At 56.9% G+C, this 21,417-nt stretch carries 16 protein-coding genes and 2 tRNA genes; 15 read left to right on the top strand and 3 right to left on the bottom strand.

What is annotated here, in order from left to right:
* The first annotated feature begins 91 nt into the window (after nucleotides 1-91).
* From glp to AB1724_02595, 4 genes are all read left to right on the top strand, one after another.
* Entirely contained in the window at nucleotides 92-1,327 is a 1,236-nt protein-coding gene (glp, locus tag AB1724_02610) for a gephyrin-like molybdotransferase Glp (protein ID MEW6076684.1), read from the top strand.
* A 10-nt stretch (nucleotides 1,328-1,337) separates the two neighbouring features.
* Nucleotides 1,338-3,287 carry a molybdopterin biosynthesis protein gene (locus AB1724_02605; protein ID MEW6076683.1) on the top strand — a complete coding sequence of 650 codons (1,950 nt, stop codon included), beginning with the start codon at nucleotides 1,338-1,340 and terminating at the stop codon, nucleotides 3,285-3,287.
* 303 nt (nucleotides 3,288-3,590) lie between these two features.
* Nucleotides 3,591-4,289: a hypothetical protein gene (locus AB1724_02600; protein ID MEW6076682.1), complete on the top strand. Its 699-nt coding sequence runs from the start codon at nucleotides 3,591-3,593 to the stop codon at nucleotides 4,287-4,289.
* Between the two features lie 9 nt (nucleotides 4,290-4,298).
* A complete protein-coding gene (locus AB1724_02595; protein ID MEW6076681.1) occupies nucleotides 4,299-5,513 on the top strand; it encodes an NADH:flavin oxidoreductase in 1,215 nt (404 codons plus the stop codon).
* A gap of 100 nt (nucleotides 5,514-5,613) precedes the next feature.
* Here the strand turns inward: AB1724_02595 and AB1724_02590 are convergent, their stop codons facing one another.
* Nucleotides 5,614-7,410, bottom strand: a complete 1,797-nt coding sequence (locus AB1724_02590) for a long-chain fatty acid--CoA ligase (protein ID MEW6076680.1) — start codon at nucleotides 7,408-7,410, stop codon at nucleotides 5,614-5,616.
* Nucleotides 7,411-7,831: 421 nt separating this feature from the next.
* On the opposite strand from AB1724_02590, the gene AB1724_02585 reads away from it, so the two are divergent.
* From AB1724_02585 to AB1724_02545, 9 genes are all read left to right on the top strand, one after another.
* Complete coding sequence (locus AB1724_02585) at nucleotides 7,832-8,761, top strand: alpha/beta hydrolase (protein ID MEW6076679.1); 930 nt, start codon at nucleotides 7,832-7,834, stop codon at nucleotides 8,759-8,761.
* 14 nt (nucleotides 8,762-8,775) lie between these two features.
* Complete coding sequence (locus AB1724_02580) at nucleotides 8,776-9,408, top strand: hypothetical protein (protein ID MEW6076678.1); 633 nt, start codon at nucleotides 8,776-8,778, stop codon at nucleotides 9,406-9,408.
* The gene (locus AB1724_02575; protein MEW6076677.1) at nucleotides 9,405-9,830 is read left to right on the top strand and encodes an archease; all 426 of its coding nucleotides are present in this window, start codon (nucleotides 9,405-9,407) and stop codon (nucleotides 9,828-9,830) included. Before AB1724_02580 ends, AB1724_02575 begins: the two co-directional genes overlap by 4 nt.
* A gap of 149 nt (nucleotides 9,831-9,979) precedes the next feature.
* A complete protein-coding gene (locus AB1724_02570; protein MEW6076676.1) occupies nucleotides 9,980-11,662 on the top strand; it encodes a hypothetical protein in 1,683 nt (560 codons plus the stop codon).
* 215 nt (nucleotides 11,663-11,877) lie between these two features.
* Nucleotides 11,878-13,104, top strand: coding sequence for an integrase arm-type DNA-binding domain-containing protein (locus AB1724_02565; protein ID MEW6076675.1), 1,227 nt, complete (start codon nucleotides 11,878-11,880; stop codon nucleotides 13,102-13,104).
* Nucleotides 13,105-13,399: 295 nt separating this feature from the next.
* Complete coding sequence (locus AB1724_02560) at nucleotides 13,400-13,591, top strand: AlpA family phage regulatory protein (GenBank protein ID MEW6076674.1); 192 nt, start codon at nucleotides 13,400-13,402, stop codon at nucleotides 13,589-13,591.
* Nucleotides 13,592-14,041: 450 nt separating this feature from the next.
* Entirely contained in the window at nucleotides 14,042-15,868 is a 1,827-nt protein-coding gene (locus tag AB1724_02555; protein ID MEW6076673.1) for an AAA family ATPase, read from the top strand.
* A gap of 280 nt (nucleotides 15,869-16,148) precedes the next feature.
* A complete protein-coding gene (locus AB1724_02550; protein MEW6076672.1) occupies nucleotides 16,149-16,532 on the top strand; it encodes a terminase small subunit in 384 nt (127 codons plus the stop codon).
* A 60-nt stretch (nucleotides 16,533-16,592) separates the two neighbouring features.
* Nucleotides 16,593-17,111, top strand: coding sequence for a hypothetical protein (locus AB1724_02545; protein MEW6076671.1), 519 nt, complete (start codon nucleotides 16,593-16,595; stop codon nucleotides 17,109-17,111).
* A 118-nt stretch (nucleotides 17,112-17,229) separates the two neighbouring features.
* Here the strand turns inward: AB1724_02545 and AB1724_02540 are convergent.
* Together AB1724_02540 and AB1724_02535 are read right to left on the bottom strand one after the other, a co-directional pair.
* Nucleotides 17,230-17,322 (bottom strand) — tRNA-Ser (locus AB1724_02540).
* A gap of 18 nt (nucleotides 17,323-17,340) precedes the next feature.
* Nucleotides 17,341-17,426 (bottom strand) — tRNA-Ser (locus AB1724_02535).
* 178 nt (nucleotides 17,427-17,604) lie between these two features.
* Between AB1724_02535 and AB1724_02530 the strand changes: the two genes are divergently transcribed.
* Nucleotides 17,605-20,010 (top strand): 3-hydroxyacyl-CoA dehydrogenase NAD-binding domain-containing protein, encoded by a 2,406-nt coding sequence (locus AB1724_02530; GenBank protein MEW6076670.1) that lies wholly within the window; start codon nucleotides 17,605-17,607, stop codon nucleotides 20,008-20,010.
* A 13-nt stretch (nucleotides 20,011-20,023) separates the two neighbouring features.
* The gene (locus AB1724_02525) at nucleotides 20,024-21,202 is read left to right on the top strand and encodes a thiolase family protein (protein MEW6076669.1); all 1,179 of its coding nucleotides are present in this window, start codon (nucleotides 20,024-20,026) and stop codon (nucleotides 21,200-21,202) included.
* Nucleotides 21,203-21,417: the final 215 nt, after the last annotated feature.

Raw genomic sequence — 21,417 nt, 5'->3', positions numbered from 1 at the left:
GTAATCTATTGACCTTTCCCCCCTGTTTTGTGAGAATACCCGGCAATTTCCGGTTCGGACAAAACCGGACCGCAACCACCGGAATGTATTAATGAAAGAAGACTTCTTCACGGTTGTTCCCCCGCAAACCGTTCTGTCCATGGTCGACCGCTTTACCCCGGTTGAACTGGAAGACGTGCCCCTCGCCCGGGCCCACGGCCGGGTGCTGGGGCGGGATATCGTCATCACCGGCGACTTGCCGGGTTTCGCCCGTTCGACCATGGACGGGTTCGCGGTTCGGGCCGCGGCCACCTTTGGCGCCTCCGAAACCAACCCGGTCTATCTGGAACGCATGGGTGCGGTGGTCATGGGGGAGGCACCGGGATTTTGCCTTGGCGCCGGCCAGGCGGCCGAGATCCCCACCGGGGGCATGATGCCCGAAGGCGCCGACAGCGTCGTCATCATCGAACACACCCGGCTGATCGACAACACGTTGCTTGAAATTTTCAAGTCCGCGGCTCCGGGAGAAAACGTCATCGCGGCCGACGAGGATTTTAAAAAAGGCGACATCGCCCTGCCCGGGGGCGTCCGCGTAAGAAGCCAGGAAGCCGGCTTGCTGGCCGCCCTCGGCATTGTCGACGTGACCGTTTTCCGCAAGCCCACCGTCGGGATCATTTCCACCGGCGACGAAGTGGTGCCGGCGGAAGAGACGCCCGCCCCCGGCCGGGTCCGGGACGTCAACACCTACACCCTGGCCGCCCTGGCCGAAGAGGCCGGAGCCCGGCCGGTCATTTACGGCATTGTCGACGACCACCCGGATCATCTGAAGGAAAAAACAGCCGCCGCCCTGGCCGAATGCGACATGGTGCTCCTGTCCGGCGGCAGTTCCCTGGGGACACGCGACTTCACCCTGGAGGTGATCAACTCCCTGCCCGATTCGGAGCTCCTGGTGCGCGGCATCGCCATCCGGCCGGGCAAGCCGACCCTGCTGGCCCGGATCAGCGGCAAACCGTTCTGGGGCCTGCCGGGCCAGGTCGCTTCGGCCATGGTCATCTTCTCCGTCATTGTCCGGCCTTTTATCGACCGGCTGGCCGGCGTCCGGGGAACAACCCGCCGATTTAACCGGGAAATCTCCGCCCTGACCGCGAGGAATATTCCTTCGGTTTCCGGGCGGGAGGATTACATCCGCGTGAGACTGGAGGAAAAGGAGGGCGTCCTCCTGGCTTGGCCGGTCTTCGGAAAATCCGGACTGCTCAACACCATGACCGCCGCCGACGGACTGATTGTCATTGACGCCGACACCGAAGGCCTAAAAGCCGGTACGCCGGTATCGGTGAAGTTATTTTAAACCAAGGAGCATGATGGCATCCGTTAACAACCGCAACATCTACCTTGAAAAAAAGAGCCTGAACCAGGCCAGGGCCATTGTTACCGAAACGTTCTATACAGGCAGTGAGCCGCCTTCGGAAACAATCGCCGTGACGGACACGGTCGGACGGGTGCTGGCGGCCGGCGTCTCCGCCCGGCTGTCGGTTCCGCCTTACCACATCGCGGCCATGGACGGCATTGCCGTAACGGCCGAGGAAACTTACGGCGCCGGTGAAACCGCTCCGCTGACCCTGGAAACCGGCCGTAACGCCTTCTTCGTCAACACCGGTAATCCCCTGCCCGCCGGAACCAACGCCGTCATCATGATCGAGGACGTGCATGTCATTGATGACCGCCACATCGAAATCATGGCGCCGGTGGTCCCCTGGCAGCATGTGCGCAAAGCCGGCGAAGACATCGTGGCCACGGAACTGATTTTCCCGGCGTATCATCACGTCACGCCCCTGTGCGTCGGGGCGCTGCTGTCCGCCGGCGTATTCTCCGCAGCCGTCATCCGGCGACCGGCGGTGTTGATCATCCCCACCGGCGACGAACTGGTAGACTGCCATACGGAACTGGACCTCGGGCAACTTCCTGCCGGCAAAATCCTGGAAAGCAATTCCGCCATGCTGGGCAAGCTGATCGAAGCGGCCGGCGGCCGTTACGTCCGTCACGCCATCGTGCCCGACGATGTTGAACAGATCCGGCAGGCGGTTGAAAAAGCCCTGGACAGCGGCCGCTTTCAGATGATCCTGCTGGTGGGCGGATCATCGGCCGGGGCCAGCGATTTTTCACGATCAGTCATCGCTTCCCTGGGCCGGGTCCTGGTCCACGGCGTCACCATCATGCCGGGCAAACCGCTGATCATCGGCGTTGTCCGGGACACGCCCGTCTGGGGCATGCCCGGCTATCCGGTTTCGGCGGTGATCTGTTTTGACCAGCTGGTCCGGCCCCTGCTGCGCTTCATGCAGCGCCTGCCGCACGAAGACAGGCCGACGCTCACGGCCACCCTGGCCAAAAAAGCGGCCTCCAAGCTGGGCGTGGAGGAATTCCTGCGGGTGCGCCTGGGCAATGTCGGCGGCCGGGTGGTGGCCACGCAACTGCCCCGTGGCGCCGGCTCGGTCTCCTCCCTGGCCGAAGCCGACGCCCTGGTGCGGGTCCCGGCCGACACGGAGGGGCTGCCGGAAGGGGCCGTTGTTCAGGCCGAACTGATCAAGCCCCGACCGGATCTGGACAACACCCTTGTTGTCGTCGGCAGCCACGACAACACCCTCAACGTGCTGGCCGACCTGGCCGGCCGTGGCGCCCCCAAAACCTTTCTGGCCTCCTCCCACGTGGGCAGCCTGGGCGGCCTGATCGCCCTGGCCAAGGGATACTGCCACCTGACCGGTTCCCACCTGCTCGACACCGAAACCGGCCAGTACAATATTTCCTATATCAAAAAATATTTGAAGGGCATGAGAATCAAGCTGGTCCGGCTGGTGGACCGGGACCAGGGCCTGATGGTGGCGCGCGGCAATCCCCTGGGCATAGGGGATTTCACCGATCTTTCCGGCGGCCGGATCCGGTTCATCAACCGCCAGGCCGGGTCCGGGACCCGGGTGCTGCTGGACTACCGTCTCAAGCAGCTCGGCATCGACCCCGCCGGCATCAACGGATACGAAAACGAGGAGTACACCCACATGTCCGTGGCCATTGCCGTGGCCAGCGGCGCGGCCGACGCCGGGCTGGGTATCCTGGCCGCGGCCCGGGCCCTGGGCCTGAATTTTCTTCCCGTGGTCACGGAGCAATACGAACTGGTCATCCCCGAGCAATTTTTCGATCTGCCGGCCATGGGGGTGCTGATGAAAATCATCAACTCCCGGGAGTTTGCCGAGCGGGTGACGGCCCTGGGCGGGTACTCTACCGCCGAAACCGGTAAGACGATTGATATTTTCTGACCGGACGCCCCTCTTCTCTTCATAAACTATACACTTTACGGGTTTGACATATTTCCCGGTCCGGTTGCCCTTCCGCTCCTACACCCCTTTAATTTTTAAACAAAGAGATTGCCAGGACCATTTCCGGAACCGTTGGAAAAAATCCCGGAGCGGTTGTCATTTTTTATTTGACCGTATGGTCTAAAAATTGTATAGGATAAAAACCGCCGCGAAAAGAAACCGGTAGCGCGTTGCGACAACGCCTCCCGTTCGCGGCTTCAACCATGCCTGGGGTAAAGAGAATAACCAAGGAGGAATCGGCCCATGAGTACTTTTTCGATTGTTCTGACCCTGCTGATCGTGGAGGTCCTGATCATTATGTTCATCGGTGTCTTCCGGTGGTGGTACTGCCGCTGGGGCGCGACGTCGGAAGAGTTTCTGATGCCGCTGCCGGAGGACGAACTCGCCCCCATGCCGTCCATTTACATGACCCACGCCATCACCGTCAACGCGCCCGTGGAAGCCGTCTGGCCCTGGTTCAAGCAGCTGGGCCAGGGCCGGGGCGGGTATTACAGCTACGACTGGCTCGAACGGCTCTTCGGGTTCGGCATCCACAATGTCTACCAGATACGGCCTGAGCTTCAGGACCTGAAAGCCGGCGACCATGTCCTCCTGCATAAAAACGGCATGGGCGTTACCGTGGAACGAATGGAAGAGAACAGGAAGCTGGTCCTCTGGACGGATTCACGGAAACTGCAGGAAGGCCGGAAATATTTTGTTCCGCCCCTGCCCAGGGGGATGCACATGGCAGGGTACTGGAGCTTCAATCTCTTTGCCCGGCCCGACGGCACCACCCGCATCGTGGAGCGATGGGGCATCGAGTGGCCCCCCCGCTCCCTGTGGCTGAACCTGATCGTCATCGCCTTCGGCGAGCTGCCGTCCTTTATCATGGAGCAACGCATGCTCCGCGTCATCAAAAAACTGGCCGAGGGAGCATCTCCCGACAATCTCGGCCGGCTGTAAAGGAGCCCCATGTCGATTCTGTTCACCCCCAAGCGTGTCGGCTCTCTTGAAGTCAAAAACCGGTTTGTGCATTCGGGAACCTACGAATGCATGGCCACCGAGACCGGGCATGTCACCGACCGGCTGATCCGGCGCTACCGGACCCTGGCCAAAGGAGAAGTAGGGCTGATCGTGACCGGCTACATGTGCGTTCATCCCCATGGCCGGGCGACCGGCCACCAGACCGGTATTCACGACGACGGCTTTCTGCCCGGGCTTACCTCCCTGGCCGAGGCCGTTCACGGCCAGGGCGGCCGGATTCTCTATCAACTGGTGCACGCCGGCCGGCAGACCATGCCGGTCACCATCGGCGGCAAACCCATGGGTCCGTCGGCGATTCACCGCGATCCCACCTACCTGGTCAAACCCCGGGCTATGACGGCGGAGGACATCCGGACCGTCATCGGCTCCTATGCCGCGGCGGCCGGGCGCGCGGTCCGGGCCGGCGCCGACGGGATCCACGTGAGCGCGGCCGCCGGCTACCTGATCAACCAGTTCCTCTCGCCCTTTCACAACCGGCGCACGGATGAATGGGGCGGCAGCGACGTCAACCGCTTCCGGTTTCTAAAAGAGATCGTCCTCGCCATCAAAGCCCAACTGCCGTCGGGCATGCCGCTGGTGGTCAAGATCAGCACCGACGACCACACGCCGGGCCCGGGCGTCACCCTGGAAACGGCCCTGCGGCATGCCGCCTGGTTGAAGGAAGCCGGCGTGGACGGACTGGAAATCGCCTCCGGGAACCTGCTTTACAAACATATGACCATGTGGCACGGGTCCGTGCCGATGAAGGAACTGATCCGTTCCCTGCCCTGGTGGAAAAAAGCCGGCGCCTGGGTCGTCATGAAATCCATGGAAGGGAAATACGACCTGAAAGGCCCCTGGAACCTCGAAGCCGCGAGGGCCGTCCGGAAAGTCACCGGCGACCTGCCCCTCTTCCTGGTCGGTGGGTTGCGGACCCTGGCCGAAATGGAGGCCGTCACGGCCAGCGGGGACGCCGATTTCATCCAGATGTGCCGCCCCTTTGTCCGTGAGCCGTTTCTGGTCAAGCAGTTCCGCGAAAAAAAGTCCGACCGCTCCGCCTGCGTCAACTGCAACCGCTGCCTGGGGGCCATCGCCAACAACATCCCCATCGCCTGTTATGAAAAAGGGCTGCCGGAACCGACAAAAAAACCGGGGACGCCTTGACGTTTATCACCGTCAGGCATCCCCGGCTTGTTTAATCGTTGATAAAAAGCCGGCTTGTTTTCTTAAGGGTATCTCTAAAAGGCAATTTTTAGAGATGCCCTTACGAATAAAGCGCGTCCAGCTGGTCCTGATATTTCTTAAAGACGTTGCGGCGCTTGAGTTTCATGGTCTGGGTCAGCATGCCGTTTTCCAGGGAAAAATCTTCGGCCAGGAACAGGAACTTTTTGGGGATCTCATACCCGCCGTAGGTTTTTTTAAGCTGGGTGACCACCGAGTTTTTGATGAGTTCCTGAATCCTCTCCTCCCGGATCAGGTCTTCGGGCCTTTTGTCCCCCAGCCCCATTTCCTGGGCGACCGGCTTCAGGGCCGCGAAATCCGGCACCAGTATGGACACATTATAGGGTTTCCCCTCGCCGTAAATCATGGCGTTGATCACATAGGGATTTAGTTTGATGTCCTCTTCCAGGGAAGCGGGATGGACATATTTACCGTTTTCCAGCTTGTATTCCTCCTTGAACCGGCCGGTGATATAAAGGAAGCCGTCCTTATCCAGCCGACCCCGGTCACCGGTGCGGAAACCCGTGCCGAGCACGGGGTCATGCACCATGACCTCGGCGGTCTTCTCCGGCTTGTTATGATAGCCCTGCATGACATTGGGGCCGAAGCAGACGATCTCGCCGTCTTCACTGTCTTCGCCCGTATAGGTTTTATCGATCACCACCGTGACCTTTTCAATGGCCCGGCCGACGGTGCCCAGCCGGTTGGCGCCCGGCGAGTTCATGGTCATGGCCGGAGTGGTTTCAGTCAGTCCGTAGCAGTCATAGGTAGGAATGCCGATATCGATAAAGAACTGGGCGATTTCCGGATTCATGGCGGCGCTGCCGGTCACGGCCCTGGTCAGACGGCCGCCGAAGCGGGCCCTGATTTTGGCGAAAACCAGCTTATCCAGAATCTTGAATTTCAACCCGGCCTGGCCGGTCCGGCGCTTTTCCTCGGCCGCTTTCTTGGCGGCGTTAAACAGAAACAGGGGCAGACCGCCCTTTTCCGCCATCATGTTATGAATACTGCTGTAAACTTTGTTAAACACACGGGGAACGGCGATCAGCACCGTCGGCCGCACCTTGCCCATATCCTCCACAATGGTATCCACCGAACCCATCAGACCGGTGGAGCCCCCCCGGTAAATCCCCAGGTACAATTCCCCGGTCTGGCCGAAACTGTGGGCCCAGGGCAGAATCGACAGGGTCACCACGTTTTCATCGATATCGGGAAACATTTTGGCGGCTGCCTGGACATTGGTGGTGAAGTTGCCGTGACTCAGGAGAACGCCCTTGGGATCGCCGGTGGTGCCGGAGGTGTAAATCAGGCCGGCGATGTCGCTGTAATGGGGCTTGATGGACGGCACGGGGCTTTTGCGGCCCTTTTCCTCCAGGGCGGCCAGGCTGTTTTCGCCGCTGCCGTTGATGATGAATATCTTTTCCAGGGTGTCGATCTCATTCACCCAACCCTTGACCGTTTCATACACGGCCTGGTTGACCACGAACAGGACCTTCAGCCCGCTGTCCTTGACGATATACCGCCAGGTAGCCACCAGCTCCTTCTCATACATGGGCACCAGGCGCGCGCCTCGGCCATAGGCGGCAAAGGCGATCACCCCCCAGGCCTCGGAGTTGTTGATAATCAGTCCGACCCCATCGCCTTTGTCAACGCCCAACTGGGCCAGGCCGGCCCGGAGGTTATCCACCCGCTCTCCCAGACGGCCGTAGGTGGTGAACTCATATTCCCCGGCGGCGTTTTTCGTGCCCACCACGGGACGGTCGGGAAACTTCTTCACGCTGTCTTCGAACATATCCACCAGATTGGTGGGATACTCATACCAGGCTTCATTGTTGCTCATGCCAAAACCTCATCACCTTTTGCCCCCGGAAAAGGGGCCATCGTTGATAACCGCATTTACCTACCCATAGCCCTGTCTTTATGTATTTTTCCCTTCATATCAGACCCCGTGTCCGGAAAACAAGTTCTTTACGATGAGAGACGTCATTAATTAAGGGTATCTCTAAAAATTAGAATTTTGGTTCGAGGTCAAGGCGCGCGAAAATTTTAACCGGAGGAATACATTGAAGTATTTCGAGGATTAAAATTTGAGCGCAACGCCGAGATCGAGCCAAAAGGCAATTTTTGGAGGTGCCCTTAAGTGATTTTCCCGAAGTGCGGATGTAATCTTCCGGCAAAAATCCGGGGATGCTTGACAGGCGGTCATGACCCTATTAGATTGATCCAGTCGAAATCTTTTCTTTAATCAGGAGGGTACGCCCATGAAAAAACTGCTGGCAGGTCTTCTGGCCGTTATCATTGCCCTGGTCGTGGCGACGACCGGGTTTCTCTATCTTGCCCCGGAAAAGTTCGCCGCGACATCGTTCGACCTGACCCGGAAAATCTGCGGGCTGGAGCGCAAGGAACTGACGCTTCCGGGAGGCGAGAAATACGTTTACCTGGAAGGGGGCAAGGGTGAGCCGCTTCTGCTTTTGCATGGTTTCGGGGCCAACAAGGATAATTTTACCTTCGTGGCCCGAAACCTGACCAAAACCTGCCATGTCATTGTTCCGGACCATATCGGTTTCGGCGAGTCCTCCCACCCGGCCGAAGCGGACTATTCTTCCGCGGCCCAGGCCGAGCGCCTGCACCGGTTTATAAATGCCCTGGGCCTGTCAACGATTCACATCGGCGGCAGTTCCATGGGCGGCCTGATCGCCATGCGATATGCGGTTCTCTATCCCGGCGAGGTCAAGAGCATGTGGCTGCTGGCGCCCGGCGGCATCTGGTCGGCCCCGGAAAGCGATCTCCGCCGGGTCATCCGCGAAACCGGCGAGAACCCGCTGATCGCCAAAAACGAAGACGAGTTCGCGCGAACCTATGACTTTGCCATGAGCCGGCCGCCTTTTATCCCCCGGCCTGTCCTCGATGTCATGGCCCAGGAACGGATCCGGAACGTCGCACTGGAAAAACGCATCTTTGAACAGATCAAGGCCGACTCCGTTGAAGAAGCCGTCCGGGGTCTGACAACCCCGGCCCTGATCGTCTGGGGAGAAGAGGACCGCGCCATCAGCGCCGCCACGGCGCCCATCCTGGTTTCCCTGCTGCCTAATTCCCAGGCCGTCGTCATGAAAGGTATCGGCCATCTTCCCATGATCGAAGCCCCCGGCGCCGCGGCCCGCGACTATCTGGAATTCCGGGCCGGGCTGTAATACCGGAGACAATCATGACGAACGCAAGCCAGCAGGCCCTGAGTCTTTTGAGAAGTACCGAAAATTTTCACTGGTACATCGTGCCCTTTCTGGTGCTGGTGGTTTATGTCTATGCCGTGGAAATCCAGAAACGGAACTGGGACGCGGTTCTCATTGGCCTGCTGTTTATCGCCGGGGATTTCATCTGGGAAATCATCAACGCCCTCATCCTTCATTTCACGCAGTATGCCGCCCTGTGGAGCACGCCCGGAGACACGGCCTTTCTCATCCTGGTGGGCATCAATATCGAAATATTCCTGCTGTTTTCCATCACCGGTATCATCTTCGTCAAACTGCTGCCCGAAGACAAAACCGTCAAAATCATGGGCCTTCCCAACCGCATCTTCATCCCCCTGGCCGTGGGCGCCTTCAGCATCGGCGTGGAAATCATGTTAAATCAATTCAACGCCCTGGTATGGGAATACCGGTACTGGGGCAACTGGCCGCACATCTGGTCGCTGGTCATCAATTACATGACGCCCTATTTCCTGATCTGCTGGGGATATTTTCATGTATCAACCAGGGGGAAAGCACAGGTCCTGGCCGTTTTCCTGTTGATCAACATTATCTCATGGATCGTCTTTGTGAATATCCTGGGCTGGATATGATTCCCGACGGACGTTACACCCTGCTGAATCATACCGCCGACCTAAAGATCGAAATTTACGGCCGGGATCTGCCGGATCTGTTCACCAACGCCTGCTTTGCCCTGTTCGACAATATTGCCGACCTGTCCCGGGTGACCGGCGACGCCACCCGGACCATCACCATAGCGGGAGAAGATACCGCCGACCTGATGATCAACTGGTTGAGAGAACTGCTGGCCCTGTGGACAGTGGAAGGGTTGCTGATTAAATCGGCGCGCATAAAAGGCATATCAGAGACAAGCCTGACCGCGGATATCTTGTTTGACTCCTACTCCCCGGCCCGTCACGTCCTGAAAACCGATATCAAGGCCGTCACTTATCACCAGGGTTCGGTCTCGTCCGGCCCTGACGGCTGGACGGCCCGGGTGGTGGTGGACGTGTGAAAGTACGGCTGTAAATCCCGTGGACACCGCGGTGTGCCGCTTGATGTCTCCTGCTTTCCCCCGCCGGTTTTTTTCTCGCTCCGGCAATCCATGCCATGCTATAATCACCGTCACACTAAACCGATACAGCCGGAAAACGGAGCGATTTCATGCTTTCGATCGTTTATACCCTGCTCTTCCCCAGGGCACTGTCGTTTAAAAACCGCATGTTATATTCCCGGAAAATCCAGTTCCTGCTGTTCGGCGGCATCGGCGTGGCCCTGTGGGCCGGGGTGTTTGCCGCCTCCTTCCGGATACTGACCTATTTTCAAGGCATCGAGCAGCTGGGTGAGATCCTGGCCAACAAGCTGCTGTCCATGATTTTCGTGGTGATCCTGTCCCTGCTGGTGTTCAGCAGCGTCATCACGCTCCTGTCCAAGCTCTATCTGTCCCGGGACCTGAACCTGGTCCACTCCCTGCCGGTTCCCCGGCGGTATCTGTTCCTGGCCCGATGGATCGAGGCTACCTTTGACAGCGCCTGGATGGTGGTTGTCTTCGTCCTGCCGGTGTTTATCGCCTACGGCATCGTCTATGCGACCGGTCCGTTTTTTTACGTCGCCTTTCTGGTCTGCCTGCTCTGCCTGTGCGTCATCGCCTCCGGAATCAGCGCCATCGGCGTGGCTTTCATCGTCAACCTGATCTCCGCCTCGCGGCTGAAAACCATCTTCATCTTCCTGGGGCTGGCCCTGTTCATCCTGCTCTATTTCGCCTTCCGCCTGCTCCGGCCGGAGCGGCTGGTCGATCCGGAGATGTTCGCCACCACCCTGGTTTATTTAAAATCCCTGAACACGCCCTCCTCCCCCTGGCTGCCCAGCACCTGGGCCTATGACTGCATTACCGCGACGCTGACCGGCGACATGGCCGGCAGCCTTTTTAACGGCCTGCTGTGCATCTCCCTGGCCGCGGCCCTGATCCTGATCATGCAGATTGTCGCCGACCGGATCTATTTTTCCGGGTTTTCCAAAACCGCCAGCGGCCGCGTGAAATCCGTCCGGCGCGGCAACCGGGAGTACGCGGCGGTGTTTCTGTTTTTCCTGCCGTCCCACGTCCGGGCCTTTGTGGTCAAAGAGATCAAAACCTTTCTCCGGGACCAGAGCCAGTGGTCCCAGCTTTTTCTGATCATGGCCCTGATCATCATCTATGTTTACAATTTCAAGGTCCTGCCGCTTGAAAAATCCCCCATCAAAACCGTCTACCTGCAGAACCTGTTCGCCTTTTTGAACATGGGGCTGGCGGCGTTCGTTCTCACCGCCGTCACGGCCCGCTTCGCCTTTCCGGCCGTGAGCATGGAAAAAGGCGCCTTCTGGATCACCCGCAGCTGCCCGATTTCCATGCGCCTGTTTGTCCGCATCAAATTTTTTGTCTACCTGGCGCCCCTGTTTGTCATGACCATCGTCCTGATCATTATCACCAACCTGCTGCTGTCGGTCACGCCCTTCATGATGTGGCTTTCCCTGGCGACCATGTGCCTGATGATCCCGGCCATCGTGGCCATGGGGGTGGGGCTGGGCGCGGCCTACCCGGATTTTGCCTCGGAAAACCCGGCCCAGGCGGTCACCAGCTTCGGCGGGTTCGTGTTCATGGCGGTCAGCGCCCTTTATGTCCTAGCGGTGATCGTGCTGGAGGCGGGCCCGGCCTACCGGCTTTTCATGGCCGGCATCCGCAACCGCTCAGCCGGGGTCGAGGGCTGGGCCTGGATGGCATTATCGTTTGCCGGCGTGGCCGGCCTGTCCGGTTTTGCCACCCTCTTCTCGCTGCGGTTCGGGGCAAAAAAGCTGGAGCCGGGGAAATAGGCATAAAAATGGCGGAGAGAATGTCCGCCAAGTTCATGTTTTTACCTGTTTTCTTCAATTCCATCAAGTATCACAATCTAATTGTTTTAATTGAAATATTTTTAGCAGACTGTTTTTTTCTGTTGCAACCCGTCTTAAATGATGTTATTTTTTTTGGCATATCCAGTGGCATATCTCTAAACGTCTCCGCCTAACTCATAAAAGGGGGTGTAACCATGCCAAAGAGCATTAAACAGATATCCGCTCTCCGAGTCAAACAGATATCAAAAGCCGGGACGCATGCAGCCGGAGGGGTGCCTGGGCTCCTGCTACAGGTCAAGCCCAGTGGTGCCAAGTCATGGGTCCTCCGGGTCATGGTGGGTGATCGGCGGCGGTGCATCGGCCTGGGAGGTTATCCTGCCGTGACCCTTTCGCAGGCCATAGAGAGGGCACGAGCGGCACGGGATCAGATACACCAGGGCATTGACCCTATCCAAGCAAAAAAAGCGCGGCAGAGGGCTCTCCGGGCCTCTGGAATGACCTTCCGGGAGGCGGCGGAGGCCTGCTTTGAAAAGAAACGGTCGGAATTCAGAAACGAAAAACATGCCGGAGACTGGCTCTCATCGGTGGCCAATTATGCCTATCCGGTGATAGGTGACATGTCCGTGGAAGAGATCGCCCTGGAGCATGTCCTGTCAATTCTCCGGCCGATATGGGAGGAAAAGACGGAGACGGCGACACGGCTCCGGCAGAGGATAGAAAATATCATTGACTGGGCCATCATATCAGGACACCGCTCCACTGATAATTGCGCTCGGTGGAAAGGATACCTGGAGGCATTACTGCCAAAGCCCACAAAAATAAAACGGGTCCGGCATATGCCTGCTCTGCCATATTCAGAGATAAACGGCTTTATTGAAAAACTCCGGGTCCGTCCGGGCATATCGGCGCGGTGCCTGGAATTCGTAATATTGACCGCCTGCCGGTCTGGAGAGGCGCGCGGTGCCAAGTGGTCAGAGATAGACGGCAACGTCTGGACTATACCAGCAGAGAGAACAAAAACGAAAAAAGAGCATGTGATACCGTTATCAAAACAGGCCATGAAACTGTTGAAGTCAACACCGCGTTTCCCCGAGTGTGACTTTATTTTTCCGAACAGCAAAAACAAACCATTATCAGATATGGCTCTGCTGGAGGTATGCCGGGGGATGAAAGTTGACGCGGTGCCTCATGGGTTCCGGTCCACTTTCCGGGACTGGTCAGCCGAACAGACGAACTATGCAAGGGAGGTCTGCGAACAGTCTTTAGGCCATGCCATTGAGTCAAAAGTTGAGGCCGCATATCGGCGCGGTGATCTGCTGGATAAGCGGCGGCGGCTCATGCAGTCATGGAGTGACTACTGCGATAAGCAGAGGGCGGAGGGCTCAGGTGGTCAGATAGTGGCTATTGGTGCGAAAAAATAGCATCTTGTTTTTTTTATATTGATCTTTGCTTAAATTTAGTTTAAATTTTTATGGTAGGAAAATAAAAAACTTCCGAAAGTGGTGAGATGGGTTGGGGTCAGGCAAAATCTGACTCTGCTCACCTAATCAGCCTGGAAGTTTATGACAGGAAAATAAAAATCACTGCCGAAAGTGGTGAGATAGGTTGGGGTCAGGCAAAATCTGACTCTGCTCACCTAATCAGCCTGGCTGCATGGACGGGTATTCTCGTCTTTAGCGGTCAGGCTTTTTTGTGGCCTGACAAAGGAGGTCTCCAATGGAGAATCTGTTTTTGTCAGATCGGCAAGTGGGAGAACGTTATGGTGTTGATCGCGGTACAGTATGGAGGTGGGTCCGGGAGGGCAACTTTCCGGCTCCGGTAAAGCTGTCTTCAGGCTGTACCCGGTGGCGGTTGTGTAATTTGGAAAAATGGGAGGGAGAGCGCTCTCCGGAAAGGAGGGCGTCATGAATAACGCCGGGCTTGTCTCCGGCCATGGCCTGCCAGCCACAGCCGGAGTAATAAGAGAAGTTTACAAAAAAAAATATATCAACACCGTTTCATCCAGTCAAGAAATCTCTCCTGTAAAACTCAACAGACGGCAGGCCATCAAGGCAAGGTGCGCGGACTGTTCCGGGGGCATCCGGGATGAGGTCCGAGACTGTACGCGGCAAGGATGTGCTCTCCATCATTTCAGGACAGGCAGAGGCAAACAGTCACCAAAGGCCAGAGATAAGGCCATCCGTGATTTTTGTGGATGGTGTGTTGCAGGGCAGCGGCTTGAGGTCCGGCGGTGCCATCTGTCGGACTGTCCTCTGCATCATTTCAGAATTTCAAATTTAAAGGCTGATACGGGCCGTATAGAGGCATCTGGCAGGCGGAAAGTTGCTCCCGAGGGGTGCAGTAGCCGGGAGGTGCTTTATGCTTGAGAAAGCCTTAAATCCAGCCATAATTGACAACATGATCAAAGGGCTTGGCGGTAAGCAGAGCGGCACCGGGGCAATGTGTCATTGTCCATGCCACGATGATAAAAACCCGTCCCTTTCGATAGCTGTCAAAAGCGGTAAATTGCTCGTAAAGTGTCAGGCCGGGTGCCCACAGAATGAAGTTGTTGCATCCTTGAAATCGCGCGGCTTATGGCCATCTGACGACCACCGTTCTGACACTTCAAGACCGCAGGGGGTTCCTGGGCAATGGAGTGATAAATCTTTCACAGCTTCATGGGAGTATAAAAATGCGACCGGCGATGTTATCGGCTACGTTGCCCGGTATGATGACGGTAAAGATAAAATCGTTATTCCTTTTTTCAAAAAAGATGGAGACCGATGGAAATCAGGGGCAGCACCGCAGCCACGGACATTATACAATATAGATAAGCTGGCCAGTAATCCGGGAAAGCCTGTTGTTGTTGTCGAAGGCGAAAAAGCTTGTGATGCGGCATCCCGTCTGCTGGGCGATGACTGGACCGTCATCACCTGGCCGGGCGGCTGTAAAGCCGTCTCAAAGGGCGACTGGACGAAAATAAACGGGCGGTTGGTGTTTATATGGCCGGACGCCGACGAACCAGGCAGGGAGGCCGCAGAGGCCGTCAAACAGGCCGCAATTCAGGCAGGGGCCGCGACCGTGGCCGTGGTGACGCCACCGGCAGATGCTGTAAAAGGCTGGGACCTGGCCGACGCCGAGGTCGAAGGATGGGACGCGAAACGGATCAATCAGTATATCGCCGACAATGCCCGGACCTATCAGCCGGAGCCAGAGAAAAAAGAGCTCGGCGGATTTAGCTTGATACGTCTATCAGAAATCGAAACCCGACGGCCGGACTGGTTGGTTAAGCGCTTTATCGAAGTTGACAGCTTAGCGCAATTCTATGGCGATCCGGAAAGTTGCAAATCCCTTCTATCTATCGATCTTGCTGGATGCGTATCCGCCGGGATATCCTTTCATGGAATGCCTGTTAAACAGGGGCCTGTTGTTTATATCGCTGGCGAAGGTTGGAACGGTTTACGGCGGCGCTTTACGGCCTGGGAAATCAGGCATCAGGTAAGTTTAAAAGATGCCCCAGTTTTTGTTTCAACCGGCAACGCGGCGTTATCGGATGCCGAGTTTTTAAAAACCGTCCTGGATGCTATCAACACCGTCTCGGAAAAAGACGGAACCCCTGTTTTGATCATAGTTGATACCGTGGCGCGTAACTTCGGGCCGGGTGATGAAAACAGCACCAAGGATATGACGGCCTTTATATCGGCGGTTGACATGATCCGCGAACAGACCAGGGCGGCAATCCTGTTGATCCACCATACCGGCCATGGCGACAAGTCCAGGGGCCGGGGGTCGATGGCGCTAAAGGGTGCGCTTGATGCCGAATACCGATTAGAAGTTGATCCCTTCGGAACCGTCCGCCTGTATTGTTCGAAGATAAAGGAACACGAACGCCCGGACCCTATGGCCTTCCAGATCAGGACGGTTGACCTGGGCATGGTTGATGAAGATAGCGAGCCGATAACGTCCGCCGTCCTGGATCTGGTAGACTTCAAGCCACCGTCAATCTGTAAACCGAAATCCGGCAAATGGCAGAAAACCGCAAAAGCCGAACTTGACCGCCTGTATGACGAATTGTCCGAGGGTGTCGATGGTGTTTTATTCGATGCCTGGAAATCCGCCTGTATCCAAGCGGGTATTCCACGCAACAGATTTCACGAAGTAAAGGGACAATTTCACGTGAAGGACAACCATGTTTACCAGGTTTAACGTCCGGCTGTCCGGTGTCCTGTCCGTCCGGTTTTCTAAAGAAAAACCGGACAGGACGGACGGACCAAATCGGACAAATCGTACGGAACCGGACAGAAAACCGGACAAAAACCGGACAGGGAAAAGAGATGAGAACTAACTCCATTAAACGAAAAAAGATATTGTTCCGGCCGATGTTGTCAGGGGCGGAGTTATTATAAAACGACTACTCCAGGACCTGGGGCCGGAATCGGATCATCCAGCACAATGAAAGCCAGACACCGCAACAAAAGGAGTGAGTATGCAAGAGACAAAACTCACAGCCAAGCAACAAAAATTTGTCAATGAGTATCTGATTGACCTGAACGCAACGCAAGCGGCGATCCGGGCCGGATACTCAAAAAAAACGGCCGGCCGCATAGGTCAAGAGAACATGCAAAAACTTGTAATTAAAAAGGCCATAGAGAGAGCACAAACAGAGCAGCAGCAACGAACGCAAATTACAGCGGATCAAGTCGTTATGGATATTATGCGGGTTATCTCAAAGGCTGAAGCGTCAAACAATTTCGGCGCGACGTTGAAAGGTCTTGAGCTGCTGGGGAAACACCTGGGCATGTTCACGGGAAAGCCGGAGTCTTCAGGAGAGGTGTTGATCAAAGTTGTTTATGAAGATGACAAAGCGTAATATACGCCATGGACAGGACAGGGGCTTGATAGACCCATAACGCTACAATAAGGGGGGAGCATGAAAAAGATTGGCAAAATTAAGGGAATATTGAATATGCTGCTTGGCAGAGCTGTCAAAGATGAAAATAGTAAATCGCTTGTCTCCGGCGAGAAACAAGTCACAGGCGATAGCACCAGCTTGCTTATTGGAAAATCCCTTGCATCGAAAGTTTTAGAGCCGGGAGTCAGCCGGGCAGTTGTTGAAGATAAAATCACAAAGATTGTGGCCGGGCTATTACCGGAAGTCCCGATGCAGGAAATTAACAAGCGTTTTGTTGCCGGGATGCGGCGGACCGAAGCTATGGGGCGGCCAGGGCTTATTCAGCCCCATCATAAAGAACTGATAAAGAATTATAAGAACTGGAATATTGATAAAATCGACGTTATGGCAGAGTGGATAACGATGGAAGATGATGATGTGTGTGAAGAATGTAAAAAGCTGGCAAGAGAAGGCCCGTACCCGCTTGATCAAGCCCTTTACTTGATTCCAGCATGTGAAGATTGCCGATGCGTGTTCTTACCGGTTAAGGTAAAATAGCTCGAAAAGGGACGGGCTAAAAAGGCACCACAGCACTTTGTTTTATGGCATACCTTATGGCATATCCTGGAAATACAATTTTCTAATTATCTGAAATTACACGCCTTAAAAATAAAAATGGCGGAGAGAATGGGATTCGAACCCATGGTGCAGCTTTCACCGCACACTCGCTTAGCAGGCGAGCGCCTTCGACCTACTCGGCCATCTCTCCGCATGCGGATTTGCGACCTGGCGGAGGAGGTAGGATTCGAACCCACGGAGCTTTCGCTCAACGGTTTTCAAGACCGCCGCCTTCAACCGCTCGGCCACTCCTCCCTGTGATTGAAAATTTTAGTTTTATAACACCCGACCGGAACAGGGTCAATAATTTTTATTGAACTTCCGGTAAAGTTATGTAATCTGTTGGTTTGGCAATTCCGGCACGGCCGGCCATCCGGTAATGCCGTGAAATTTATATAACAATCAGAACAATATCAACATCAGGAGGAATTTTATGAGCAGAAAAATCAAACAGGCCGCCGTGATCGGTTCAGGGGTCATGGGAGGCGGCATCGCCGCGCTGCTGGCCAGCGCCGGCGTCAAAACGCTGCTGCTGGACATCGTCCCCTTCAACCTGACCGACGCCGAGAAAAAAGATCCGGCCGCCCGCAACCGGATCGTAAAGGCCGGTTATGACACCATTTTAATGTCCCGTCCGGCGGCATTGATGCAGGCGGAAGACGCCGCCCTGATCTCCATCGGCAACATGGAAGACGATTTTGACAAGCTGGCCGATTGCGACTGGATCATCGAAGTGGTGGTGGAAAACCTGAAGATCAAAAAAGAGCTGTTCAAGCGCATCGCAACGGTGCGCAAAAAAGGCAGCATCGTCTCTTCCAACACCTCGGGCATCCCGCTCAAAGCCATGTCGGCGGGCCTGGGCAAGGAGTTCCGCGAGCATTTTCTGGGCACCCATTTCTTCAACCCGGTGCGCTACATGCACCTGCTGGAAATCATCCCGGGCGAGGCGACCCTGCCGGAAGTTCTGGATTTCATGGCCGAATTCGGGGAAAAGCGGCTGGGCAAGGGTATTGTCTGGGCCAAGGACACCCCCAACTTCATCGGCAACCGCATCGGCGTCCAGGGCATCATCAAGGCCATGCAGCTCATGCTGGAGATGGGCCTGACCATTCCCGAGGCCGACGCCCTGTTCGGACCGGTCATGGGCCGGCCCAAGACCGCCATGTTCAAGACCACCGACCTGGTCGGCCTGGACACCATGAGCCACGTGGCCAAAAACACCTACGACCTGGTCAAGGACGACGAGGCCCGCGGCGATTTCGCGGCCCCGGATTTCGTGGCCGGCATGATCGAGAAAAAACTCCTGGGCAACAAGACCCGGGCCGGTTTCTACAAGACCGACAAAGGCCCGGACGGCAAGAAAATCCGCCAGGTCATCAATCCCGCCACCCTGGAATACGAGGCCTACGGCGACGTCGAGTTTCCCTGCATGGCCGAGGCCAAGACCAAGAAGACCCTGGCCGACAAGATGAAGGCCGTGGTCTTCGGCAAGGACAAGGGCGCGGAATACGCCTGGAAGGTGGTGGCCAGCGGCCTGATCTACGCCGCCAACCGGGTGCCGGAGATCTCCGACACCATCGTCGAGATCGACAACGCCATGAAGTGGGGCTACAACTTCGAGATGGGCCCCTTTGAGACCTGGGACGCCATCGGCCTGAAAAAATCCGTGGACCGGATGATCAAGGAAAAGATGAAAGTGCCGGCCAAGATCAAGAAGATGGTGGACGCCGGCAACAAGACCTTCTACAAGACCGAAAAAGGCGTGGTGAAATACTACGACTTTTCGTCCAAGTCCTACAAGCCCGTGGCCGTGAGCCCGGACGCCGTGTCCCTGACGGTCCTCAAGAACACCAAGATGGAAGTCAAGGCCTGCCCCTCCGCCTCCCTGGTGGACCTGGGCGACGGCGTGTTCTGCTGCGAATTCCACACCAAGATGAACGCGCTCAACACCGAGCTGATCGACTTCATCCACAAATCCCTGGATTACGTGGACAAGAACGGCGCGGGGCTGGTCATCGGCAACCAGGCCGGCGGCATGCCCGGCGCTTTTTCCGCCGGCGCGGATTTAAAAGAAATCACCCGGGCCGTGGAGGCCAAGCAGTTTGACGCCATCGACCAGATGATCGACTCCCTGCAGCAGGCCATCCAGCGCGAGCGCTACTCGCACTTTCCGGTGGTGGCCGCGCCCTACGGCATGACCCTGGGCGGCGGCTGCGAAGTCTGCCTGGGAGCCGACCGCATCGTGGCCCACTCCGAGCTGTTCATGGGCCTGGTGGAGATCGGCGTCGGCGTCCTGCCCGCCGGCACCGGCTGCATGAACCTGTGGAAAAAAATGACCTGCGGCATTCCCGCGCCGGTCAAGGACGCGGAACTGGGCAAGTTCTTCATCCCCACCTTCATGGCCATCGCCATGGCCAAGGTGTCCATGTCGGCCGCCGAAGCCCGGGCCAACGGCTTCCTCGGCCCCAAGGACCGCATCGTCTTCAACCGCGACAACCTCATCGGTGAAGCCAAGAAGGAAGTCCTGCGGATGCTGGCGGACGGCTACGTGACTCCGCAGAAAAGGCCACTGAAAGTGGTGGGTGAGGCCGCCTGGGGCATGGTCAACGCCGAAATCTTCAACATGCAGAACGGCGGCTATGTCAGCGAGTACGACGCTTACCTGGCGAAAAACATCGCCTACGTCATCGCCGGCGGCGACGCCCGGACCAACAGCGAAGTGGATGAGCAGGCCATCCTCAACCTGGAGAGAAAGATGTTCATCGAATTTCTCAAGCAGGAAAAGACCATGGCCCGCATCGACCACATGCTCAAAACCGGCAAACCGCTTCGCAACTAAGGAGGATAGACTCATGAGAGACGCATATATTGTTACATCGGTCAGAACACCCGGCTGCAAGAACAGAAGAGGCGCCCTCAAGGACACCCGTCCCGAGGACCTGATCAGCTTCATCTTAAATGCCGCCATGGAGAAAACCCCGGGGCTTGACAAAAAAGATGTGGACGACCTGATGCTGGGCTGCTCGTTCCCCGAGGCGGAACAGGGCCTCAACATCGGCCGCATCGCCGTGCAGATGGCCGGGTTCCCGGACCAGGTTTCCGGCGCCACGGTCAACCGCTTCTGCTCGTCCGGTCTGGAAGCCATCGCCCTGGCCTCCCTGAGGGTCATGTCCGGCTGGTCGGACGTCACCATCGGCGGCGGCGTGGAATCCATGACCTACGTGCCCATGGGCGGCAACATGCCCCGGCCTCATCCGGACTGGTCCAAAGTGCGGGCCGACTACTACGTGTCCATGGGCATCACCGCCGAGAACGTGGCCAACCGCTACGGCATCTCCCGGCAGCAGCAGGACGAGTTCGCCTATCAGTCCCAGATGAAAGCGTCCAAAGCCAAAGCCGAAAACCTGTTCACGGAAATCGTGCCCACCCCGGCCACCAGGTTCGTCAAACAGGCCGACGGCACCTTCAAAAAAGAGACCTTTATCCAGAGCTTTGACGACGGCATCCGACCGGAGACCACCATCGAGGGGCTGGCCAAAGTGAGGCCGGCTTTTTCCGCCACCGGCTCGGTCACGGCCGGCAACTCCTCCCAGACCACCGACGGTGCCGCCGCCACCATCATCATGAGCGAGAACAAAGTCCGGGAACTGGGCCTCAAGCCCATTGCCAAGCTCAAGCTTTACACCACCGTGGGCTGCCGCTCGGATGAGATGGGCGTGGGACCGCGTTACGCCATTCCCAAGCTGCTGGACAAGGCCGGCCTCAAGGTCGACGACATCGGCCTGTGGGAAATCAACGAGGCCTTCGCCTCCCAGGCCATTTACTGCGTCCGGGAACTGGGCATCAGCATGGACCGGGTCAACATCAACGGCGGCGCCATCGCCCTGGGCCATCCCCTGGGCTGCACCGGCGCCAAGCTCTGCGCCACCCTGCTGGCCAATATGCAGGCCAAGGGCGTCAAGTACGGGGTGGAGTCCATGTGCATCGGCGGCGGCATGGGCGCGGCCGGGCTGTTTGAGCTGTGTGACTAATAACCCGTTCGTCATCCTCCGACCATTGGATCCAGGATAAAAATGAAGCATCTGGATTGATACTGGATTACCCGATCAAGTCGGGTAATAACCTCTAAACAAAAGCCGGATCAGGCCCTGCGACAAGGGCTGATCCGGCTTTTTTGATTTGAATATGGATTTGTCCGGCTTGGAAAGACTTTCAAAAATTTTATTGGCGGCTTGATAACAGCGTC

Source organism: Thermodesulfobacteriota bacterium (genome assembly GCA_040753795.1).
GTDB lineage: Bacteria > Desulfobacterota > Desulfobacteria > Desulfobacterales > Desulfosudaceae > JBFMDX01.
Note: the sequence above shows the minus strand (reverse complement) of the source record. Positions and strands in the feature narration are given on the sequence as shown.